Consider the following 20950-nt stretch of genomic DNA (forward strand, 5'->3'; position numbering starts at 1 on the left):
CCCTCCCCCCCTACCCCTCCTCGGTCCCCTTTCCCCCCCCCCCCCCCTCCCCCCCCTCCCTCCTCCTCCCCCCCCCCCCCCCCCCCCCACCCCGGGGCACGTCAGCAACAGCCCACCGGGCCGCACCCAGCCGGCGACGCCGACCACCGACAGCGCTGCTCGGCGTCGCCGGCCTGGCCGGCCTGCTGGTCCTGGTGCAGGTCCTCCCGTCGACCCCGCTCGTCTCGGCGCGCTACCTGCCGCCGGCCACCGAGATCCTCGCCGCCCTGGTCGAGCTGCTCGGCGACGGTGCCTTCTGGTCGGCACTCCGTGACACGCTGACCGGCTGGGCGATCGGCCTGGCCATCGCGGTCACCGCCGGCATCGCGTTCGGCGTGGTCATCGGTTCGGTGCCGGCCCTGCGCGCGGTCACCGCCTCGACCATCGAGTTCCTGCGGCCGATCCCGTCGGTCGCGCTGATCCCGCTCGCCGTGCTGCTCTACGGCACCGGCCTCGAATCCACCCTGCTGTTGGTCGTCTACGCAGCGTTCTGGCAGGTGCTGGTCCAGGTCCTGTACGGCGTACAGGACGTCGACCCGGTCGCCGACGAGACCGCCCGCAGCTACGGCCTCGGCCGGTGGGCCCGAATCCGCCACGTCGTCTGGCCGACCTCGCTGCCGTACGTGATGACCGGTGTGCGGCTCGCCGCCGCCGTCGCCCTGGTGCTGGCGATCACCGCGGAACTGGTCATCGGCGCTCCCGGGCTGGGCAGCCGGATCGCGGTCGCGCAGACCTCCGGCGCCGTTGACCTGATGTACGCCCTGGTGGTGGTCACCGGACTGCTCGGCGTCGGGATCAACCTGATCGCCCGCGCGGTCGAGCGGCGGGCACTGTCCTGGCACCAGTCGATGCGCGGCGAGGTGATCGTGTGAGGGCGGCCGGGGTGCTGAAGCGGGCCGGGCTGGTCGTCGCGTTGCCGGCCGTACTGCTCGCCGTCTGGTGGTTCAGCAGCGCCGGTAGCACCAGCTTCTACGCGCCGCCGCTGAGCAGGATCCTCGGCTCCTTCGCCGAGACCTGGACCGTCGAGCGCCTGCGGGCCGACGTGCTGCCCAGCCTGCTGCGGCTGGCCGCCGGTTACGCGGTGGCGGTGTTCGTCGGCGTCGCGCTCGGCGTACTGGTCGGCAGCATCCGTACCGTGCGGGCCACGCTGGAACCGGTGCTGGAGTTCTTCCGGGCCATCCCGCCGCCGGTGCTGGTGCCGATCATCATGCTCTTCGCCGGCATCGAGAACACCATGAAGATCGTGGTGATCGCGGCCGGCTGCGTCTGGCCGATCCTGCTCAACACCGTCGAGGGCGTGCGCGCCACCGACGAGGTGCTCTCCGACACGGCCCGCTCCTACGGCCTCAACGGCCCGGCCCGGCTGCGGCACCTGGTGCTGCCGGCGGCCAGCCCGCAGATCGCCGCCGGCATGCGCCAGGCACTGTCGATCGGCATCATCCTGATGGTGATCAGCGAGATGTTCGCGGCCAGCAACGGTCTCGGGTTCACCATCGTGCAGTTCCAGCGCACCTTCGCGATCCCGCAGATGTGGACCGGCATCCTGCTGCTCGGTCTGCTCGGCTTCGCCCTGTCGGTGCTCTTCCGCTTCGTCGAGATGCGGGCGTTGGCCTGGTACCACGGCCTGCGCCAGGCACAGCGCGGCACATGATCCGCTGCCCGGCGCGGCCGGCCGACGTGGCGGCGCCGGAAACGATAGAGAGGTAACGAGCCCATGCTCGATGTCCAGGGCCTGCGCAAGGTCTACGACGGGCGGCAGCGCCAGGTCGAGGCGGTGCGCGACCTCACCTTCACCATCGAGGACGGCGACCTGGTCTGCCTGGTCGGCCCCTCCGGCTGCGGCAAGACCACCCTGCTCAAGTGCATGGCCGGGCTGCTGCCGCCGACCTCCGGCGAGGTCCGGCTGCGCGGTAGGCCGATCACCGGGCCGCCGCCCGGCATGGCGGTCGTCTTCCAGGAGTACGGGCGCAGTCTGTTCCCGTGGATGAGCGTGCGGGACAACGTCGAGCTGCCGCTGCGGCAGAAGCGCATCGCCCGGGGCAAGCGCCGGGAACTGGTCGACGAGGCGCTGGCCGCCGTCGGTCTGGCCGACACCCACAACGCCTATCCGTGGCAGCTGTCCGGCGGCATGCAGCAGCGGGTGGCGATCGCCCGCGCGGTCGCGTACCAGCCGGATGTGCTGTTGATGGACGAGCCGTTCGCGGCGGTCGACGCCCAGACCCGCGCGGACCTGGAGGACCTGATCCGCCAGCTGTGGCAGCGGCTCGGGGTGACCATCCTGTTCGTCACCCACGACATCGACGAGGCGGTCTACCTGGGGCAGCGGGTGCTGATCCTGTCCTCGTCGCCGACCGTGGTGCAGGAGAGCCTGCGGATCGACCTGCCGGACGACCGCGACCAGCTGCACACCCGCGCCGAGCCGCGCTTCACCCAGCTGCGCGGGCACGTCTACGAGCAGATCCAGGCGGCCAAGCGGGGGCAGCGACCACCCGCCCAGGCCGGCCGGCCCTGACCCTTTCCGCCCTTCCGAGGAGGACCGAGATGCCCGTCGCCTATCTCGTCGCCGGGGTGCGTACGCCGTTCGGCCGCTACGCCGGGGCGCTCGCCCCGGTGCGTCCGGACGACCTGGCCGCCCACGTGATCCGCGAACTCGTCGCCCGGCACCCCTCGGTCGACTGGGACGCCGTCGACGACGTGGTGCTCGGCTGCGCCAACCAGGCCGGCGAGGACAACCGCAACGTGGCCCGGATGGCGGCGCTGTTGGCCGGCCTGCCGACCGGGACCAGCGGCACCACGGTGAACCGGCTCTGCGGTTCCGGGCTGGACGCGGTGGCGATCGCCGCCCGTTCGGTGGTAGCCGGCGAGGCGGACCTGGTTGTCGCCGGCGGGGTGGAGAGCATGAGCCGGGCGCCGTTCGTGCTGCCGAAGGCGGCCACGGCGTACGCGCGCACCGCGGAGATCCACGACACCACGATCGGCTGGCGGTTGGTCAACCCGCTGATGCGGGCCGGCTGGGGCACCGACTCGATGCCGGAGACGGCGGAGAACGTGGCCGCCGAGTACGGCGTGGATCGGGCCGCGCAGGACGCCTTCGCGCTGCGGTCCCAGCAGCGGGCCGCCCAGGCCCAGGCGAGCGGCCGACTGGCCACCGAGATCGTGCCGGTCGAGGTGCCGCAGGGCCGTAAGGGCACGGTGACCGTGTCGGTCGACGAACACCCCCGGCAGACTTCGCTGGAGAAGCTGGCTGCTCTGCCGACGCCGTTCCGCTCCGGCGGTACGGTGACCGCCGGCAACTCCTCCGGGGTCAACGACGGCGCGGTCGCGCTGCTGGTGGCCAGTGACGCCGCCATCCGGCGGTACGGACTCACCCCGCTGGCCCGGGTGGCCGGCGCCGCCACCGCCGGCGTCGAGCCCCGGGTGATGGGCATCGGGCCGGTACCGGCCACCCGTCGGTTGCTCGGTCGACAGGGTGTCAAAATGTCCGAAGTGGATGTTGTGGAGCTCAACGAGGCGTTCGCCGCGCAAGCGGTGGCGGTACTGCGGGAGCTCGGTTTGCCGGCCGACGCGGAGCATGTCAACCCGAACGGTGGGGCGATCGCCCTCGGGCACCCGCTCGGGGCCAGCGGGGCGCGGCTGGCCCTGACCGCAGCGCTGGAGCTGGGGGCCCGCGACGCAGACCGGGCGCTCTGCACGATGTGCATCGGGGTCGGGCAGGGTATCTCGCTGCTGCTCGAGTCGGTCAGCTGAGATGGTGTCGATCCGGTGGGCGGATCTCGGGCCGGATGAGGGCAATGTCGTGAACCTGCCAACGGTGCACATTCCACCGTCGCGGCGTTAGCATTGGCCGGCGCCCGGTGCGGACGGCTGGTGCCCGTACCGACCCGCCCGTCACGCCTGGGCCGACGTGGACGTCGCGAACGAGCTGGAGGCAGGATGGCGGAGCAGGCCAGTGGAGTCCCGTCCGGAGTCGACCTGAGTCGTCCCAGCGCCGCCCGGGTCTACGACTTCTTCCTCGGCGGGGCCCACAACTTCGAGGTCGACCGTCAACTCGCCGAGCAGATCGCCGCGATGACGCCGCACCTGGCGGAGACCATGAGGGCCGGTCGGGCATTCCTACGCCGCGCCGTGCGGACGCTGCTCGCCGACGGCGTCGACCAGTTCCTGGACATCGGCTCCGGTATCCCGACGGTGGGCAACGTCCACGAGGTGGCCCACGCGGTCAACCCGGCGGCCACCGTGGTCTATGTGGACATCGACCCGGTGGCCGTGGCGCACAGTCGGAGCATCCTGGCCGAGGTGGGCCGGGCCGCCGTCCTGCAGGCCGATCTGCGCGAACCGGAGGCGATCTGCGCCCAGGCCGCCGCGACCGGGCTGGTCGACTTCACCCGGCCGGTCGGCATCCTGCTCGCCGGGGTGGCGCACTTCGTGCCCGACGCCGACGATCCGCAGGGCGTCCTGCGGCGGCTGCGAGCGACCGCGGCGGTCGGCAGCTACCTGGTGATCTCCCACGCCACCTACGAGGACCAGCCACCGGAAGTGCTGGCCGCGCAGCGGTTGTCGGCCCGGACCGACACCGAGATCACGCTGCGCTCGCGAGCCGAGGTGGCCGCGATGTTCGGTGACTTCACCATCGTCGAACCGGGGGTGGTCCACCTGCCACTGTGGCGGCCGGACACCGACGCCGACGTGGACGCCCACCCGGAGCGGTTCGGCGCCTTCGGCGGCGTCGCCCGCCTGGACGCCGCCGCGGTCTGACCATGGCGACGTCCGCGACGGGCGATGGCGGTGCCGATCCCGAGGGCGCGCGACGCTTCGCCCGGGACTGGGCGACCGCCGCCGCCGGGCTCGGCTATCTGCCGTTGAGCCACGCCGAGACCGCCGACATCCTGCACGGGCACACTCTGCGGCTGGCCGCGGCGGTGCTGGCCGGGACGTTCGACGGCCAGGCCGGCCGGGATGTCGGGCGCTGGCTGGTGGAGGGCCACCTGACCGAACCGGCCGTGCTGGGCTGGACCGTCCAGGCCCTCGGCCAGGGCTTCCTGCCGCTGGTGCTACCGCAGCTGGCGACGTCGGCACCGGCCCGGGAACGGATCAGCCACCTGCAGGGCGGGCTCGCCGAGGAGTACGCCCGGGCACTGCGCAACCGGACCTTTGCCCAGCAGTCCAGCATCCGGCAGGCGGCCTGGTCCGCCCGGGACGCGGCCGAGCAGGCGCTGCGGGACAGCGAAGTGCGGTTCCGGGCGGTCTTCACCGGCGCGGCGATCGGCATCGGGCTGGCCGACCTCGACGGGCGGATCATCGACGTCAATCAGGCGTTCGCCGACATGCTCGGCTACACCATCGCGGAACTGCGGGAGATCAACGTCGGGCAGCTGTTCCACCCGGACGACGCGCCCGGCATGTACCAGTTCTACCTCGAACTTGTCGAGGGCAAGCACGACCGCGCCCGGGTAGAGAAGCGTTACTACCGCAAGGACGGCGCACCGATCTGGACGGACCTCGCGGTGTCGCTGATCCGCCACGACGACGGCCGACCCCGGTTCACCGTCGCGATGGTCGAGGACATCACCGACCGCTACGAGCTGCAGGAGCGGCTGCGTTTCCAGGCCGAGCACGACCCGCTGACCGGGCTGCCCAACCGGGTGCTCTTCTTCGACCGGCTCGCCCAGGCGTTGGCCGACCCGGACGGACAGGTCGGCGTCTGCTTCCTGGATCTCGACGGGTTCAAGTCGATCAACGACGGGCTCGGTCACGACATCGGCGACCAACTGCTCGCCGTGGTGGCGCGGCGGCTCGCCGGCAGCGCCGCCGACGCCGGGCACCTGGTCGCCCGGATGGGCGGCGACGAGTTCGTGATCCTGGTGACCCGTTGCACCGGCACGCCGCAACTGGTCGGTGTCGCCCAGTCCGCCCAGTCCGCGCTGGCCGCACCGATCCAGGTCGATGGGCACCAGCTGACCGTCTCGGCGAGCATTGGGGTCGTCGCCTCGCCCACGGCCGGCACCACCCCCACCGAGGTGATGAAGGCCGCCGACACCACGCTGTACTGGGCAAAGGCCGACGGGCGAGGCCGGTGGGCCGTCTTCGACCCGGTACGCGGCGCACGCGACGTCACCCGCTCGGCGCTCGCCGCCGCACTGCCGGCCGCGCTGGACCGTGGCGAGTTCGTCGTCGAGTACCAGCCGATCACCCGGCTGTCCGACCGGACGGTGGCCGCCGTCGAAGCGCTGGTCCGCTGGCAGCATCCGATGCTCGGCCGGCTCGGGCCGGACCGGTTCGTCGCCCTCGCCGAGGAGACCGGGCTGATCGTCAGGCTCGGCCGGTGGGTGCTGGAACAGGCGTGCCGGCAGGCGAGCCGGTGGCGGGCCGAGCACCCGCAGGCCCCGATCGTGGTCAGCGTCAACATCTCCGCCCGCCAGGTCAGTGATCCGCAGCTCGTCGGGGAGGTGGCCGGGGCGCTCACCCGGACCGGTCTGCCACCGGAGCTGCTGCAGCTGGAGCTGACCGAGAGCGCGGTGATGGCCTCCGGCGGTGAGCCGCTGCCGGCGCTGCGCCGGCTGGCGGGGCTCGGCGTCCGGTTGGCCATCGACGACTTCGGCACCGGCTACTCCAACCTCGCCTACCTGCGGCGGATGCCGATCCACGTGCTCAAACTCGCCGGTCCCTTCGTAGAAGGGATGCGGGTCGCCGGTCCGGAGGGCGACCGCGACGAGCGGATCGTTGACGCGCTGGTCCGGCTGGCCCACGCGCTCAACCTGACGGTCACCGCCGAGGCGGTGGAGACCGGTGAGCAGGCGGACCGGCTGGTGGCCCTCGGCTGCGACCAGGCTCAGGGCTGGCACTTCGGCCGTCCGGTGCCGGCCGGGGAGATCACCGAGCGGTTGTCGCGTGGCCCGGATCGACCCGCAGCCGGACAGTGAGGTCGACGGCCCCGTCGTGGGCGAGCCGGTCGGCCGTGTCCCGGCCGAACCGCACCAGATCCGGCACGGGTACGCCGTACGGCCGCTGCCCGGCGTACGGCGCGATCCGGTCCGCGGCCCTGGCCAGCAGCCGCGCCGCACCGGCCAGGTTGCCCCGTCGCGCATGGGTGAGCCCGACCGCCAGCTGCGCCAGCCCGCGCCAGAACTCCCGCTCCACCGGCGGGGCCGCCTTCCAGGCCGACTCCAGCACCTCGTGGGCGTGGAACGGCCGGCCGGCGTCGAGCAGCCGCTGCGCCTCGTCGAGCGCGTCGTGCGGGGTGAGCACCAGGTCGTCGGGCATGGTCGGTACGCCCGACGCGCCCGGCGGCAACGGCCGACCCAGCTCGTCGCGCGGCCGGGCGTTGCGTGGCCGTCCCGCGGGGTCGCGGTCCCGCTCTGGACGGTGGTCACCTGGCGACAGACGGGCCATCGGTCAACAGTAGTGCGGGCGACGGGGCCGGCTGGTCAACGGGTACCGGCCACCGGCAGCTCGCCGAACCTGACGTCGCCTTCGCGTACCAGGTCCGCTGGCAGCCGGGTACCCCAGCGCGGATCGAGGACGACGGCGAGGGTCTCCTGGCCGGTCAACGCCGTCGGTAGTGGTGTGCTCCGGGCCGGGCCTCCTCCGCAACGGGCCAGATCCAGCCGGATCAGGGTGCCGTCGGCTCGGTGGTACCGCACGGAGCGGCCACCGAGGCAGGTGCCGGCGCCATCGTCGAAGATGACCGTGCCGCCGCCGGCCAGTGGGTAGCAGATCTGGCCGGCGGCGCAGCCTGCCGCCAGTGCTTCCTCCGACAACTGGTCGGGCGACACCGAGAACCGGATCAGCAGGGGCCCGTCTCCCCGGTCCAGCTGCAGCTGCACCGCCACCGCGCCGGCCGACCCGGCCGGGTCGACCTTGGCGTACCCGCTTGTCCGGCCGGCCGGCAGCAGCCGGGTGAGCAGTTCCACCGCGCCCGCCGCGGTGGCCGGTGCGGTGGTGCCGGCGGCGACCGGCGGTATGTCGAGATCCCACACCTCAGCGACCGGACAGTTGGCCACCTCGGTGGGCGCGGCCGGCAGCGCGGTGACGGTGGACGAACTGCCGTTGACGTCACATCCGGGTCGGACCGTCGGCTCCCCGGCGGCCGGCGGCACAGGTTCGATGCTCGTCGCCTCGGCCAGATCCGCGCCGGGGGTGACCGACCAGGCCGGTGCCACCGGCTGACCGACGCCCGGCGCACCGACGTCGGCCGGTGCGCCGCCCGGCACCGGCAGCCCGCCCCCCACCACCGCCGGAACCAGCAGGACGGCGCCCGTCGCCAATGCGGCGGCGATCCCGATGCCGGCGGCCCGTCGGTTGCGGCGCTGCCGCCCCAGGCGTACCGACTCGGCGACCAGATCCCCGATCGGTGGGGCCGGCCGGGCGGCCAGCTCCTGTTCCAGCAGCCGCCTCATCTCACCTGCCACGGTGACCGCCTCTCCGGTGCCGCTGGCCATGTCTGTCGGCGCCGGCGCGGCGCCCGTACCCGGCATGACGTCCCGGCCAGGCGGTCCGGTGACAGACAGCGCCGCAACCAGAGCGGGCCGGCGACCTCCCCGGGCGGGTCGCCGGCCCGGCCGCCCGACCTGGTACCCCACCGTCCAGATCCGGCGGAACCGACCCTGGCCACCCCGCAGCTCAGCTGATGTTCTTCGACCAGCATCCATGATCTGCCAGCCTTCTCCTGACCGCCCGGTCGACCACACGTTACGTTCGAGCGGCGCCGGGGTAGGAGGCGACCCACGCCGCATGACTGGGCCCGGCCCGGCCGGCGGGCGTGGCGGGGCTCCGCAGGTGGACGCGGTGGCGGCGGCCGGGTGACGGGTTCGACGAGCGAGGGTGGCCAGCGATGACAGAGGGCGAGCGGTCGGTCGGCGCACCGATGGTGCCGGCTCCTCGACCGGCCGTCCCTGCTTTGCTCGCCGCGGCCCTCGGCCGGGCCGGCGAGACCAACCGGCTGATCCGGGAGCGCGACTGGAGCCGCAGCCCGCTCGGCGCGCTGGGCAGCTGGCCGGCCAGCCTGTGCCAGGCGGTCGGCATGATGCTCTCGTCGCAGGCCCAGATCGTGCTCTACTGGGGGCCGCAGCTGCGCGCCTTCTACAACGACGCCTACCTGCCCACGATCGGCGCCAAGCATCCGGCCGCCCTGGGCGAGCCCGCCGCCGAGCACTGGTCGGAGCTGTGGGACGTGCTGGAGCCGCTGTTCACCGGGGTGGTCGAGAGCGGGACCGCCTACCGCGGCACCGATCATCCGTTCCTGCTCGAACGGCACGGCTTCCTCGAGCAGACCTACTTCGACGTCTCCTACGACCCGCTGCTGGTCGAGGACGGCAGCGTCGGGGGTGTCTTCTGCATCGTCAGTGAGACCACCGGGCGGGTGCTCGGCGAGCGTCGGATCCGTACCCTCGCCGGGCTGGGTAGTCGGTTGTCCGATCTGCAGAGCCAGGCCGACCTACGCCGTGGTGTGCTGGAGGTACTCGACACCTGCCACGATGACATCCCGTTCGCCCTGCTCTACCTCGGATCGGATGCGGACTCCGCGCGACTGGCCGGCTGCACCGGCGTCGCGACGCAGACCGTCATCGCGCCGACGCAGCCGAGCCCGGGCGACGCCCCGGCCGCGCTGTTGGACGCCCTGCGTGGCGGTACCGTACAGACCGCCCGGGCGGCGGACTTCGTCGCCGCACCACCGGACGCCGCAGCACCGGAGGTGCTCGTCCTGCCGATCTGCGCGGCGACCGACCCGGTCGGTGCGCTCGTCCTCGGCCACAGCCGGCACCTGCCGTTCACCAGTGACTACCGCGACTTCCTCGACCTGATCACCACCCAGATCTCCAGCGCGGTCAGCCAGCAGCGGGCCTATCTGCACGAGCGGGCCCGAGCCGCCGAACTCGCCGTGATCGACCAGGCCAAGACCGACTTCTTCGCCAACGTCAGTCACGAGTTCCGGACCCCCCTGACGTTGCTGCTCGGCCCGATCGAGGACCAGCTTGCCGACGCGGGCCTGCCGGTGGCACACCGCGAGCGGGCCGAGATGATGCACCGCAACGCCCTTCGCCTGCTCAAGCTGGTCAACACCGTGTTGGACTTCTCCCGGCTGGAATCCGGCCGGGCGCGGGCAGCGCTGCAGCCGGTCGACCTGGCCGACTTGACGAACCGGTTGGCCAGCACGTTCCGCTCGGCTGCCCAGCGGGCCGGGCTGGACCTGGTCGTGCAGTGCCCGCCGCTGCCCGGGACCGTGCAGGTTGACCCGGACCTGTGGGAAAAGATCGTCCTGAACCTGCTGTCCAACGCGGTGAAGTTCACCTTCGACGGCACCATCACCGTGCGGTTACGGGCGCTCGGCACGTCGGTCGAGCTGGCTGTCGCCGACACCGGGGTCGGTATCCCCGCCGCCGACCTGCCGCATCTGTTCGAGCGGTTTCACCGGGTGGCCGGCACCCGGGCCCGCAGCCACGAAGGCACCGGGATCGGGCTGGCGCTGGTCCGGGAGCTTGTTCAGCTGCACGGCGGGGCCGTCGCGGTCCGCAGCGAACCGGGTCAGGGCAGTGTCTTCACCGTCGAGATCCCGGTCGGCGTCGGGCCGACCCCGCCGGCCGGCCCGGTCGCCGATCCGGCGACCGGCGAGGACTCCGAGCGGCCGGCCGGGCGCGACGAGGTCGGCGACACCAGACAGCTGTACCTGGCCGAGACGCAGCGGTGGAGCGTCGGGCCGGCGCGGGAGGTGACCGAGCAGCCACGGGTCGACCAGTCCGTCGGGCGGATCCTGGTGGCCGACGACAACGCCGACCTGCGCGACCACGTGACCCGGTTGCTGGCACCGCACTGGCAGGTGGTCGCAGCGGCCGACGGTGCCGCGGCGCTTGCCCTCGCCACCCGTACCCCCTTCGATCTGATCCTGACCGACGTGATGATGCCGGAACTGGACGGTTTCGGCCTGGTCACCGCGTTGCGCGCGGACCGGCGGACGCGGCATGTGCCGATCGTCGTGCTCTCCGCCCGGGCCGGGCCCGAGGCCGCCGTGCTAGGGCTGTCCGCTGGCGCCGACGACTACCTGGTGAAGCCGTTCGCCGCGCAGGAGCTCGTCGCCAGGGTGCGGGCCAACGTCGAGCTGGGTCAGCTGCGGGGCCGGATCATCCACCAGCTGCGGGCCCTCGCCGACGCCGCCGTCGCGGTCAACACCGCACAGACCACCAGCGAGGTGCTACGGGTCGCGGTCGAACACGTGCAGCGGCTGGTCCGGGCGTCGAAGGTGGTCGCCACCGCACCGGGTGCCCGCTACGAGGCGGACGGCGGCGGCCAGCCCTCCGCCCACCCGGCGACGGTCACCCCGTTCATCGGCGCCGACGGGGAACGGCTCGGCGAGTTGTCGGTCTGGCCGTTCGACGGCCTCGGCGCCGACCCGGACATCGACGAGGCGGCGCTGGCGGAGTTCGCCCGGATGGTCGGGCTGCGGCTGGGCAATGCCCGGCTGTACGAGGCGGAGCACCGCATCGCCAGCACCCTGCAGCACAGCCTGCTGCCCCAGACGCTGCCCAGGGTGCCCGGCGCGCTGATCGCCAGCCGCTACCTGCCCGGCAACGCCGAGGCTGAGGTCGGCGGCGACTGGTACGACGTGGTGGAGGTCGGCGGCGGTCGGCTGGTCCTGGTGATCGGCGACGTGGTCGGCAAGGGTGTGAACGCGGCGGCCACCATGGGTCAGCTGCGTAACGCGCTGCGGGCGTACCTGCTGGAGGGCTTCTCGCCCGGTGACGCCCTCACCCGGCTGAATCGGCTGGTCACGACGATGGGCCGGCGTTCCCTTGCCACCGTGCTCTGCCTGTGGCTCGAGCCGTCCAGCGGTGTGCTGCGGTACGCCAGTGCCGGCCATCCGCCACCGGTGGTGGTTGACGGCGCAACGGCCGAGCTGCTGCACGAGCGGGCGCTCGGCCCGCCGATCGGGGCGATCCGGGACAGCCGCTACGACACGGCGACCGATCGGCTCGACATCGGCAGCCGACTGATCTGCTACACGGACGGGCTGATCGAGGACCGCACCAGGGGCATCGACGCCGGGCTGGACCAGGTCCGGGCCGACGCCCGAGCCGGCGGCGATCACGTCGAGGAGATCGCCGACCGGCTGCTGCGCCGGGTGGCCCGCCGGCCACGTCGCGACGACGTCGCGGTGCTGGTGCTGGAGGCGACCGAGCTGGACCGCCTCAGGATGCGGCTGCCGGCGCAGGCGCGGGCACTGGCGCTGCTGCGTCGACGGCTGGCGGACTTCTTCGCCGCGCACCGGATCGGCGACACCGACCAGTTCGATCTGACGGTGGCGATCTCCGAGGCGGCGGCCAACGCGATAGAGCACCCGGTCACCCCGGCGCAGCCGGACATCTGGCTGGAGGTTGGTATCGACGGGGACCACCTGGTCGCCAGCGTCCGGGACAGCGGCGGTTGGCGGGAGGACTCCGACATCGGGTTCCGGGGTCGGGGACTGGCGTTGATCGCCGCCCTGGCCGAACTGCGGATCGACCGGGACGGGCAGGGCAGCGAGGTCACGTTGCGCCGTCGACTGGATCCCCGACCGGATCCCTCCTGACCGCCCGGACCGGGCCGCCGGTCGGTGTCAGTCGGCGGCCAGCCACGGCTGCCCGCCGAGGCCGGAGATGTCCAGGACCCGGCGGACCTGCCGGGACGGCAGCACCGTCAACGCCTGCGGGTAGTGGTCGGTGAGCTGGAGCAGCGCGTGGATGGCCGCCGAGTCGAAGAACGAGACCGTACGCAGATCGAGGGTCACCTTGCCGGCGTCCTCGTGGATCGCGGCCCGGTACATGCGATCGGCGGTGGCCATGTCCACCTCGCCGGTGACAGTGACGGTCAGACGGTCACCGTCCAGGTCACTGGTGGCGGAGAAGTGCTGCTCCTGACCCTGCTGATTCACGAACGTTAAGATGGCACAACTGTGCGGATCCGGCAAGATTCGGCGGTAAAAGGTCGACTGCCCAGCGTGATGGTGGTGGCCCGGTCGCCGGCCGGTTGGGTCGGCACCGACGGCGCTAGGCTGGACGCATGACCTCCGTCCGCGCTCCGCTGACCCCTGGAAAGATCTCGCCGTGGCGGCCGGTGCCGGCGCACATCACCCGGCCGGAGTACGTCGGTCGCAAGCAGCCCGCGCCCTGGCGGGGCTCGCACGTGCAGTCCCCGGAGACGATCGAGCGGATGCGGGTGGCGGGTCGGCTCGCCGCCCGGGCCGTGCAGCTCGCCGGTGAGCACTGCAAACCAGGGGTGACCACCGACGAGATCGACGCGGTGGTGCACGACTTCCTCTGTGACAACGGCGCCTATCCGTCGACCCTGGGCTACAAGGGGTTCCCCAAATCCTGCTGCACCAGCCTCAATGAGGTCGTCTGCCACGGCATCCCCGACTCCACGGTGCTGGCCGACGGCGACATCGCCAACGTCGACGTGACCGCCTACATCGGCGGGGTGCACGGCGACACCGACGCGACCTTCTGCGTCGGCGAGGTCTCCCAGGAGGCCCAACTGCTGGTCGAGCGGACCCACGAGGCGATGATGCGGGGCATCCGGGCGGTGGCCCCGGGGCGGCAGATCAACGTGATCGGCCGGGTGATCGAGTCCTACGCCCGTCGGTTCGGCTACGGCGTGGTACGCGACTTCACCGGCCACGGCATCGGTGAGGCGTTCCACAGCGGGCTGTACGTTCCGCACTACGACAGTCCACGACCCACGGACGTGATGGAACCGGGAATGACGTTCACCGTCGAGCCGATGATCACGCTCGGCACGCACGAGTACGACATGTGGCGGGACGGCTGGACGGTGGTCACCAAGGACCGCCGGTGGACCGCCCAGTTCGAGCACACGATCGTGGTCACCGAGGACGGCTTCGAGATCCTCACCCTGCCCTGACCGGACCGGGGCCCAGCAGACTGGTCTCACAGTGGTCGAGCCAGCGGATCTCCGCCTCCGCCCGGAACAGCATCGCGTCGAGCACCAGCCGGCCGACGCGGTCGACGTCGGCCGACCTCGCTCGGGCACGGGTCAGCTCCCGTACCGCGTCCAGGGTCGCCGCCCGTTGCGCCGCGACCACCCCGCGTACGTCCGCCCGGGGTGTGCTCAGCGCGAGGGCGATCTTCACCGTCAGCTCGTCGCGGCCTTGGCCGACGCGGCCCACCGGGCTGCTGAACCAGCCGGCCAGCGCGTCCCGGCCGGCGTCGGTGATGGCGAACGGTCGCTGCCCGGCCGCGTTGCCCGCCAGCGCGTGCACCAGCCCGTCGCGTTCCAGCCTGCTGAGCGTGGTGTACACCTGACCGATGTTGAGCGGCCACGCCCCGCCGGTGGCCTCCTCGAAGGCGGCCCGGAGCTGGTACCCGTGCATCGGGCCCCGGTCGAGCAGCGCGAGCAGCCCGTGGCGGATCGACATGCCAGCTGAGTATGCATACCGGGTAGGTGGGCGGCAACCGGGATCATGAATTGCGGTTCCGGTCGCGGGATTTCCGGTCGCGCGTCAGCCTCGCTTCAGCCGGGCCGGCCCGGCCAGGTCGGTACGGCCGGTGTGACGCCGGCCGCCTGTCGCCAGCGGGTCGCGCGGACCGCGTACTCGATCAGGACGGTGAGCGCCGCCGCGCGGTCCGCGCCGGAGGTGACCGGCAGCACCGCCCGCCAGACGGCGGCGGCCCGCTCCTCCACCTCGGCGGCCAACCGCAGGGCGCTGGTCGTGTCGGTGACCGGGAACGGCAGCTGATAGGCCGGGTCGACCGGCGGTGCGGCGGCGCCGATCCGCAGGATCAGCTGGTCGCGCCGGTCCCGGTGGGCGGCCTCGGCGTCCCGGGCCCGGCCAGCGGCGTCGCCGTCGAGCTGGACCCCGAGTACGCCGTAGGCGAAGATCGCCGCGTATTCGGCGGCGAGTGCCTGCTCCCACCCGTCAGCCACGGTCGCTGCTCCTTCTGATCCGGTGATGCACGCTCAACGCAGCACCTCAAGGTGGCAGGTGCGGGCGGCGGCGATCGAGCCCAGTAGTGCGGCCCGGTCAGCAGCGGCGGTGTGGCACGCGGCTGCGGCCTCGGTTGCGGCAGCCTCCTCCGCGGACCGCAACGCGGTGAGTACGGCGGCCCGGTCGCCCGGCGGGGCCGAGGTGCCGGGCCCCGGTACGGCCGTGCCCGGGTCGGTGGGTTGGCCGCCGGGGGCGGCGGTCGTCGGGGCCGGTAGGGCGATCCCGGTCAGCCGGCTGAGCTCCTCGGCGTGCGCCCGGTGGGTGGCGACGACCGGGGTCAGCAGCGGGCCGAGTCCGGCCGCCGTGGTCATCGCGGCGTCGTAGCGACCTACCAGCTCCAGCGTGGCGGCGAGCAGGCCGGCGAGTGGATCCGGCTCCGGTTCGGGCTCCGGCTCACCGCCGAGCAGGCCGCATCCGGCCAGCCCGGCCGGGACGGCGAGGGCGACGGCCGCTCCGACGGCACCCCGGATCACTCCGCGTCGGCTGCAGCCGCTGGCCGCAGAGGTGGCCGGGTGCGCGATCCTGCCGATCGCCCGCCGGCCTGGTTGGTTCGCGAACACCGGACCAGTCAACACCATCGACGCCGCGTTCGGTCCGCGCCTCCCGGGATCGGCCCGGCCGGAGCCTATCCGGAAAGTTCTGTACTCGCGACTCAGTGTGGTCGTCGCTGTCCCGGGTGGCTACCCGTATCCGCGTGCGGTCGGGTGTCCGGTTTCCTCGGTGCGCCGGGGGGTCGATCGCCTCGGCCGCGCGTTACGCTCTGCCCAGTCGCGTCGGAGTAACATCCGGCGGCACCGCTGGTGTCGCGTCGAGCGGCCAACGAAGAAGATAACGGTGGAAGGGTGCGGAGATGACACAGCGTGACCGCGCCGGTGGCAGGTCACCCGGTTCCCGCGCCCGTCGGGCCGCCGCCACGCGGCCCCGTCCGGACGGCACGCAACGGCCCCAGGTCGCAACTGCGGCCCGGCGTGACCGGTTGCGTGCGATCGTCGAGCCAGTGGTCCGGGCTGCCGGCTTCGACCTGGAGGACGTCTCGGTCTCCCGGGTGGGTCGTCGATACCTGGTCCGGGTGATCGTCGACGCCGACGGCGGCGTCGGGCTCGACTCGGTGGCCGAGGTGTCCCGCGCGGTCTCGGTGGCCCTGGACGAGGCCGAGTCGGTGGCCGGCGCGGAGCTGATCGTCGGCGAGTACCAGCTCGAGGTCAGTTCCCCCGGCGTGGACCGGCCGCTGCGGTTGTCCCGGCACTGGCGCCGCAACGCCGGCCGGCTGGTGCGGGTGACCGTGGCCCAGCGCCAGGTGACCGGCCGGATCGTCACGGCCGACGATGAGTCGGTGGAGCTGGACGTCGACGGTGACGTGCAGCGGTGGCCCTACGACGACCTCGGCCCCGGGCGGGTCCAGGTGGAGTTCAACCGCCTCGACGAGGTCGTCGACGACGACCCGGCGGATGTCGACGACCCGTCCGACGACGACGAAGTGGAGGACGAGGAGAGGTGAACATCGACCTCGCGGCGCTGCGCGCACTGGAGCGCGAGCGGGAGATCCCGTTCGACACGATTCTCGCGGCTATCGAGGCCGCGCTGCTGACCGCGTACCGGCACACCGAGGGCGCGCAGACCCATGCCCGGGTCGAGATCGACCGGCGCAGTGGGATGGCGCTGGTCTACGCCCAGGATCTCGACGCCGAGGGCGCGGTGCTGCGCGAGTGGGACGACACCCCGCACGATTTCGGGCGGATCGCCGCGATGACCGCCAAACAGGTGATTCTGCAGCGGTTGCGGGAAGCAACCGACGAAGTTCACTTCGGGGAGTACGCCGGGCGCGACGGTGACCTCGTCACCGGGGTGATCCAGGCCCATGAGGCCCGCACCGAGAAGGGGATCGTCACCGTCGACCTGGGCAAGTTGGAGGCAGTGCTGCCGGCCGCCGAGCAGGTGCCGGGTGAGACCTACCCGCACGGCCAGCGGATCCGGTGCGTGGTGGTGCACGTGGCCAAAGGGTTCCGGGGGCCGCAGATCACCCTGTCCCGTTCTCACCCCAATCTGGTCAAGCGGCTGTTCGCGCTGGAGGTCCCGGAGATCGCCGACGGCACCGTGGAGATCGCGGCGATCGCCCGGGAAGCGGGCCACCGGACCAAGATCGCGGTACGGTCGACCGCTTCCGGGGTCAACGCCAAGGGTGCCTGTATCGGTCCGATGGGCCAGCGGGTGCGGGCGGTGATGAGCGAACTGCACGGCGAGAAGATCGACATCATCGACTGGTCCGACGACCCGGCCGCCTTCGTGGGTAACGCGCTGTCGCCGGCGAAGGCGTTGCGGGTCGAGGTGGTCGACGCGGCCACCCGTACCGCCCGGGTGACGGTGCCGGACTTTCAACTTTCGCTGGCCATCGGCAGGGAGGGGCAGAATGCCCGGCTTGCTGCCCGATTGACCGGCTGGCGGATCGACATCCGACCGGACACCGAGGCCGGTTCCGCTGGTCGGGATCCGGCTCCGGAACCGGGCGGCGCGGTCTCTGGCGCGTCGGGGTAGACTTTTCTCGTGGTACGACGTGCGTTGCCGGTGCGCACCTGTGTGGGCTGCCGACGACGTGCACCGGTTCACGAGCTGCTACGGGTTGTCGTAGTCGCAGGCGAGGACGTGTCGCGCCTGCGACCTGATCCGATCCGTGGTTTGCCGGGGCGGGGTGCGCACCTGCATCCCGGTCCGGCATGTCTGGAGCTGGCACAGCGGCGTCGCGCCTTCGGGCGGGCGCTGCGGGTGTCCGGTGTCGTTGACACCGGCGAGCTGGCCGAGTACATCAGCACGTCAACCGCTACGTCCGGTCATCCGGCCGGACGAGGGTCGCACAGCAAGGTAGGACGACCGACATGAGCACACGATGAAGTCCCAGCAATGAGCAGGCTTCTAGTGCACGAGTGAGGTCGCTGCGGGTGCTGCCCGCACGACCTCGGAGTGAGGAGTGCAGTGGCAGGCAAGGCCCGCGTACACGAGCTCGCCAAAGAGCTCGGGGTCGAAAGCAAGACCGTTCTCGCCAAACTCAAGGAGATGGGCGAGTTCGTGAAATCCGCGTCGAGCACGGTGGAAGCACCGGTCGCCCGACGCCTCCGTGGTGCGTTCGCGGCGGCGTCCCAGTCGTCGTCACCGTCGGCACCGGCCCGGCCGGCCGCGGCGCCGACGAACAGCACCGAGCCGAGAGTCTCCGCCAAGCCGGCGCCACCGCGCCGGCCGGCGGCGCCGTCGTCGATGCGCCCCAAGGCCCCGGTGCCCGGTCCGCCGCCGTCGGCGGCCCCGGTGGCCAAGCCAGCGAGCGCGCACGACATCGAGGTGGCCGCCGCCGAGGCGCGGGCGGCAGCGCTCAAGGCCGAGCAGGAGGCCAACGTCAAGGCCGCCCAGCAGGCGGCGAAGCAGCGGGACACCGGCCGGCGGGAGCCCCCGGCGGACGGCGGTCCCCGACCCAAGCCCGGACCAGGGTCGGTGCCGCCGCGTCCAGGTAGCCCGGCAGCCGGTCGCTCGACCGGCGGTCGGCCGTCGACGCCCGGTGCGCCATCGTCGGGGGCACCCGGTCGGCCGGGTGCCCGCCCGCCGGCGCGGGGCGGCAACAACCCGTTCGGCATCAGCCAGGGTGGTGGGCAGCGACCCGCCGCCGGTGGTGGGCAGCGGCCCAACCCGGCGTCGATGCCACCGCGGCCGAGCCCGGCGTCGATGCCACCGCGGCCGAGTCCGGCGTCGATGCCGTCGCAGCGCCCGGGTCGCCCGGGTGGTCCCGGCGGCGCCGGCCGACCCGGTGGTCCCGGTGGCGGCCGTGGCGGCGGTGGCGGCGGTTACCGTGGCGGCCCTGGTGGCGGCGGCGGTGGCTTCCGTGGTGGCGCCCCTGCCGGCGGCGGGGGTCGGCCCGGTGGTGGCGGCCGTGGCCGTGGTGGCGGCACCGCAGGTGCCTTCGGGCGGCCGGGTGGGCGCCCGACCAGGGGCCGCAAGTCCAAGAAGCAGCGCAGACAGGAATTCGACAACCTCTCCGCGCCGACGATGAGTTCCGGCGCGCCGCGTGGCCAGGGTCAGGCGGTACGGCTGTCGCGTGGGGCGTCGCTGTCGGACTTCGCTGACAAGATCAACGCCAATCCGGGGTCGCTGGTCCAGGAGATGTTCAACCTGGGCGAGATGGTCACCGCCACCCAGTCCTGCTCGGACGAGACGCTGCAGTTGTTGGGTGAGCACCTCGGGTTCAACGTGCAGATCGTCAGCCCGGAGGACGAGGACCGCGAACTGCTCGCGCAGTTCAACATCGACCTCGATGCCGAGGTGGACTCCGACCGGCTGGTCACCCGACCGCCGGTGGTGACCGTGATGGGTCACGTCGACCACGGTAAGACCAAGCTGCTCGATGCGATTCGGCAGACCAACCTGGTCGAGGGCGAGGCCGGCGGCATCACCCAGCACATCGGTGCCTACCAGGTGCACGTGCCGCACGACGGGGTGGACCGCGCGTTGACCTTCATCGACACCCCGGGTCACGAGGCGTTCACCGCCATGCGTGCCCGTGGTGCGCAGGTCACCGACATCGTGGTGCTGGTGGTTGCGGCCGACGACGGAGTCATGCCACAGACCATCGAGGCGCTGAACCACGCCAAGGCGGCCGACGTGCCGATCGTGGTCGCGGTCAACAAGATCGACAAGCCGGAGGCCAACCCGGACAAGGTTCGCCAGCAGTTGACCGAGTACGGTCTGGTCGCCGAGGAGTACGGCGGCGAGACCATGTTCGTCAACGTGGCGGCCAAGCCCGGCACCGGCATCGACCAGTTGCTGGAGGCGGTGCTGCTGACCGCCGACGCTGCGCTCGAGCTCACCGCTCCGGTCGACGGCCCGGCGCAGGGCATCGCGATCGAGGCGCACCTGGACAAGGGCCGGGGCGCGGTGGCGACCGTACTGGTGCAGAAGGGCACCCTGCGTACCGGCGACTCGATCGTGGCGGGCGGCGCGCACGGCCGGGTCCGGGCCATGCTGGACGAGAACGGCAACCAGGTCGCCGAGGCGGGTCCGGCCCGTCCGGTGCTGGTGCTCGGTCTCACCGCAGTACCCAGCGCGGGTGACACGTTCCTCGCCGCGCAGGACGACCGGACGGTGCGGCAGATCGCCGAGCAGCGACAGGCACGGCGGCGGGCGGCGAGCTTTGCCAACTCCCGCGGCCGGGCGACGCTGGAGACGCTCATGGAGCAGATCAAGGAGGGCGAGAAGACGTCGCTCAACCTGATCCTCAAGGGCGATGTCTCCGGCTCGGTCGAGGCGTTGGAGGACGCGCTGTTCAAGCTCGACATCCCGGACGAGGTCCAGCTGCGGATCCTGGACCGGGGTGTGGGTGCGATCACCGAGAGCAACGTGATGCTCGCGAGCGCGTCCGCCGAGGCGGCGACGATCATCGGCTTCAACGTCCGGGCCTCCAACAAGGTCCGGGAGATCGCCGACCGCGAAGGCGTCGAGATCCGGTACTACACCGTCATCTATCAGGCCATCGAGGAGATCGACGCGGCGCTCAAGGGCCTGCTCAAGCCGGAGTTCGAGGAGGTCGAGCTGGGCAGCGCGGAGATCCGCGACGTGTTCCGTTCGTCCAAGATCGGCAACATCGCCGGCTGCATGGTCCGGTCGGGCATCATTCGACGCAACGCCAAGGCCCGGCTGCTGCGCGACGGCGCGGTGGTGGCGGACAACGTCACCATCAGCTCGCTCAAGCGCTTCAAGGACGACGCGACCGAGGTCCGGGAGGGCTTCGAATGCGGTCTGACCCTGGGGAACTACAACAACATCCAGGTGGGCGACATCATCGAGACCTTCGAGATGCGGGAGAAGGTACGTACCTGATCCGCTCGGCGTAGGGCTCGCAGCACGCCGACGGGCGGTCGGCCACCGGGTGCGCTTCACCGGTTGCCGACCGCCTGCTCGCGT

At 72.3% G+C, this 20950-nt stretch carries 18 protein-coding genes; 12 read left to right on the forward strand and 6 right to left on the reverse strand.

Translation table 11 applies throughout. The annotated features are described in order from the left end of the window. The 6 genes from ACXAHD_RS19195 to ACXAHD_RS19220 form a co-directional block, all read left to right on the forward strand. Positions 1–911: ABC transporter permease (locus tag ACXAHD_RS19195; RefSeq protein ID WP_475052201.1), on the forward strand; the 911-nt coding region annotated here is incomplete at its 5' end. Next, on the forward strand, positions 908–1690 hold the full coding sequence (locus ACXAHD_RS19200) for an ABC transporter permease (RefSeq protein ID WP_281553957.1): 783 nt from the start codon (positions 908–910) through the stop codon (positions 1688–1690). The genes ACXAHD_RS19195 and ACXAHD_RS19200, both read left to right, overlap by 4 nt. A 63-nt stretch (positions 1691–1753) precedes the next feature. Continuing rightward, positions 1754–2551: an ABC transporter ATP-binding protein gene (locus ACXAHD_RS19205; RefSeq protein ID WP_281553958.1), complete on the forward strand. Its 798-nt coding sequence runs from the start codon at positions 1754–1756 to the stop codon at positions 2549–2551. A 29-nt stretch (positions 2552–2580) separates the two neighbouring features. Then, positions 2581–3786 carry a 3-oxoadipyl-CoA thiolase gene (pcaF, locus tag ACXAHD_RS19210; RefSeq protein WP_475052205.1) on the forward strand — a complete coding sequence of 402 codons (1206 nt, stop codon included), beginning with the start codon at positions 2581–2583 and terminating at the stop codon, positions 3784–3786. A gap of 186 nt (positions 3787–3972) precedes the next feature. Beyond that, entirely contained in the window at positions 3973–4794 is an 822-nt protein-coding gene (locus ACXAHD_RS19215) for an SAM-dependent methyltransferase (RefSeq protein WP_281553960.1), read from the forward strand. A 2-nt stretch (positions 4795–4796) separates the two neighbouring features. After that, on the forward strand, positions 4797–6959 hold the full coding sequence (locus tag ACXAHD_RS19220) for a putative bifunctional diguanylate cyclase/phosphodiesterase (protein ID WP_475052207.1): 2163 nt from the start codon (positions 4797–4799) through the stop codon (positions 6957–6959). Here the strand turns inward: ACXAHD_RS19220 and ACXAHD_RS19225 are convergent. Continuing rightward, positions 6910–7428: a DUF309 domain-containing protein gene (locus ACXAHD_RS19225; RefSeq protein ID WP_281553962.1), complete on the reverse strand. Its 519-nt coding sequence runs from the start codon at positions 7426–7428 to the stop codon at positions 6910–6912. The two genes, ACXAHD_RS19220 and ACXAHD_RS19225, sit on opposite strands and share 50 nt — an antisense overlap. 35 nt (positions 7429–7463) lie before the next feature. Beyond that, the gene (locus tag ACXAHD_RS19230) at positions 7464–8435 is read right to left on the reverse strand and encodes a hypothetical protein (RefSeq protein WP_281567394.1); all 972 of its coding nucleotides are present in this window, start codon (positions 8433–8435) and stop codon (positions 7464–7466) included. Between the two features lie 434 nt (positions 8436–8869). On the opposite strand from ACXAHD_RS19230, the gene ACXAHD_RS19235 reads away from it, so the two are divergent. After that, on the forward strand, positions 8870–12598 hold the full coding sequence (locus tag ACXAHD_RS19235; RefSeq protein WP_475052210.1) for a SpoIIE family protein phosphatase: 3729 nt from the start codon (positions 8870–8872) through the stop codon (positions 12596–12598). A gap of 27 nt (positions 12599–12625) precedes the next feature. Here ACXAHD_RS19235 and ACXAHD_RS19240 read toward each other — a convergent pair whose 3' ends face one another. Continuing rightward, positions 12626–12940, reverse strand: a complete 315-nt coding sequence (locus tag ACXAHD_RS19240; RefSeq protein ID WP_281553965.1) for an STAS domain-containing protein — start codon at positions 12938–12940, stop codon at positions 12626–12628. 128 nt (positions 12941–13068) lie between these two features. On the opposite strand from ACXAHD_RS19240, the gene map reads away from it, so the two are divergent. Continuing rightward, a complete protein-coding gene (gene map / locus ACXAHD_RS19245; protein ID WP_281553966.1) occupies positions 13069–13929 on the forward strand; it encodes a type I methionyl aminopeptidase in 861 nt (286 codons plus the stop codon). On the opposite strand, the gene ACXAHD_RS19250 is transcribed toward map, so the two are convergent. The 3 genes from ACXAHD_RS19250 to ACXAHD_RS19260 form a co-directional block, all read right to left on the reverse strand. Next, positions 13916–14443 (reverse strand): PadR family transcriptional regulator, encoded by a 528-nt coding sequence (locus ACXAHD_RS19250; protein ID WP_281553967.1) that lies wholly within the window; start codon positions 14441–14443, stop codon positions 13916–13918. The two genes, map and ACXAHD_RS19250, sit on opposite strands and share 14 nt — an antisense overlap. A gap of 95 nt (positions 14444–14538) precedes the next feature. After that, complete coding sequence (locus ACXAHD_RS19255; protein WP_475052214.1) at positions 14539–14952, reverse strand: ferritin-like domain-containing protein; 414 nt, start codon at positions 14950–14952, stop codon at positions 14539–14541. Between the two features lie 33 nt (positions 14953–14985). Further along, positions 14986–15573, reverse strand: a complete 588-nt coding sequence (locus ACXAHD_RS19260; RefSeq protein ID WP_348650095.1) for a hypothetical protein — start codon at positions 15571–15573, stop codon at positions 14986–14988. A 290-nt stretch (positions 15574–15863) separates the two neighbouring features. On the opposite strand from ACXAHD_RS19260, the gene rimP reads away from it, so the two are divergent. The 4 genes from rimP (at position 15864) to infB (ending at position 20866) form a co-directional block, all read left to right on the forward strand. Continuing rightward, entirely contained in the window at positions 15864–16511 is a 648-nt protein-coding gene (gene rimP, locus ACXAHD_RS19265) for a ribosome maturation factor RimP (protein WP_281553969.1), read from the forward strand. Beyond that, positions 16508–17545 (forward strand): transcription termination factor NusA, encoded by a 1038-nt coding sequence (gene nusA, locus ACXAHD_RS19270; protein WP_278167954.1) that lies wholly within the window; start codon positions 16508–16510, stop codon positions 17543–17545. The genes rimP and nusA overlap by 4 nt, the downstream gene beginning before the upstream one ends. 42 nt (positions 17546–17587) lie before the next feature. After that, on the forward strand, positions 17588–17887 hold the full coding sequence (locus ACXAHD_RS19275) for a YlxR family protein (protein ID WP_281555502.1): 300 nt from the start codon (positions 17588–17590) through the stop codon (positions 17885–17887). Positions 17888–17980: 93 nt separating this feature from the next. Beyond that, positions 17981–20866: a translation initiation factor IF-2 gene (gene infB, locus ACXAHD_RS19280; protein WP_475052217.1), complete on the forward strand. Its 2886-nt coding sequence runs from the start codon at positions 17981–17983 to the stop codon at positions 20864–20866. The last annotated feature ends 84 nt before the right edge of the window (positions 20867–20950 follow it).

The sequence above is a fragment of the Micromonospora sp. ABR4_055 genome, assembly GCF_056160425.1.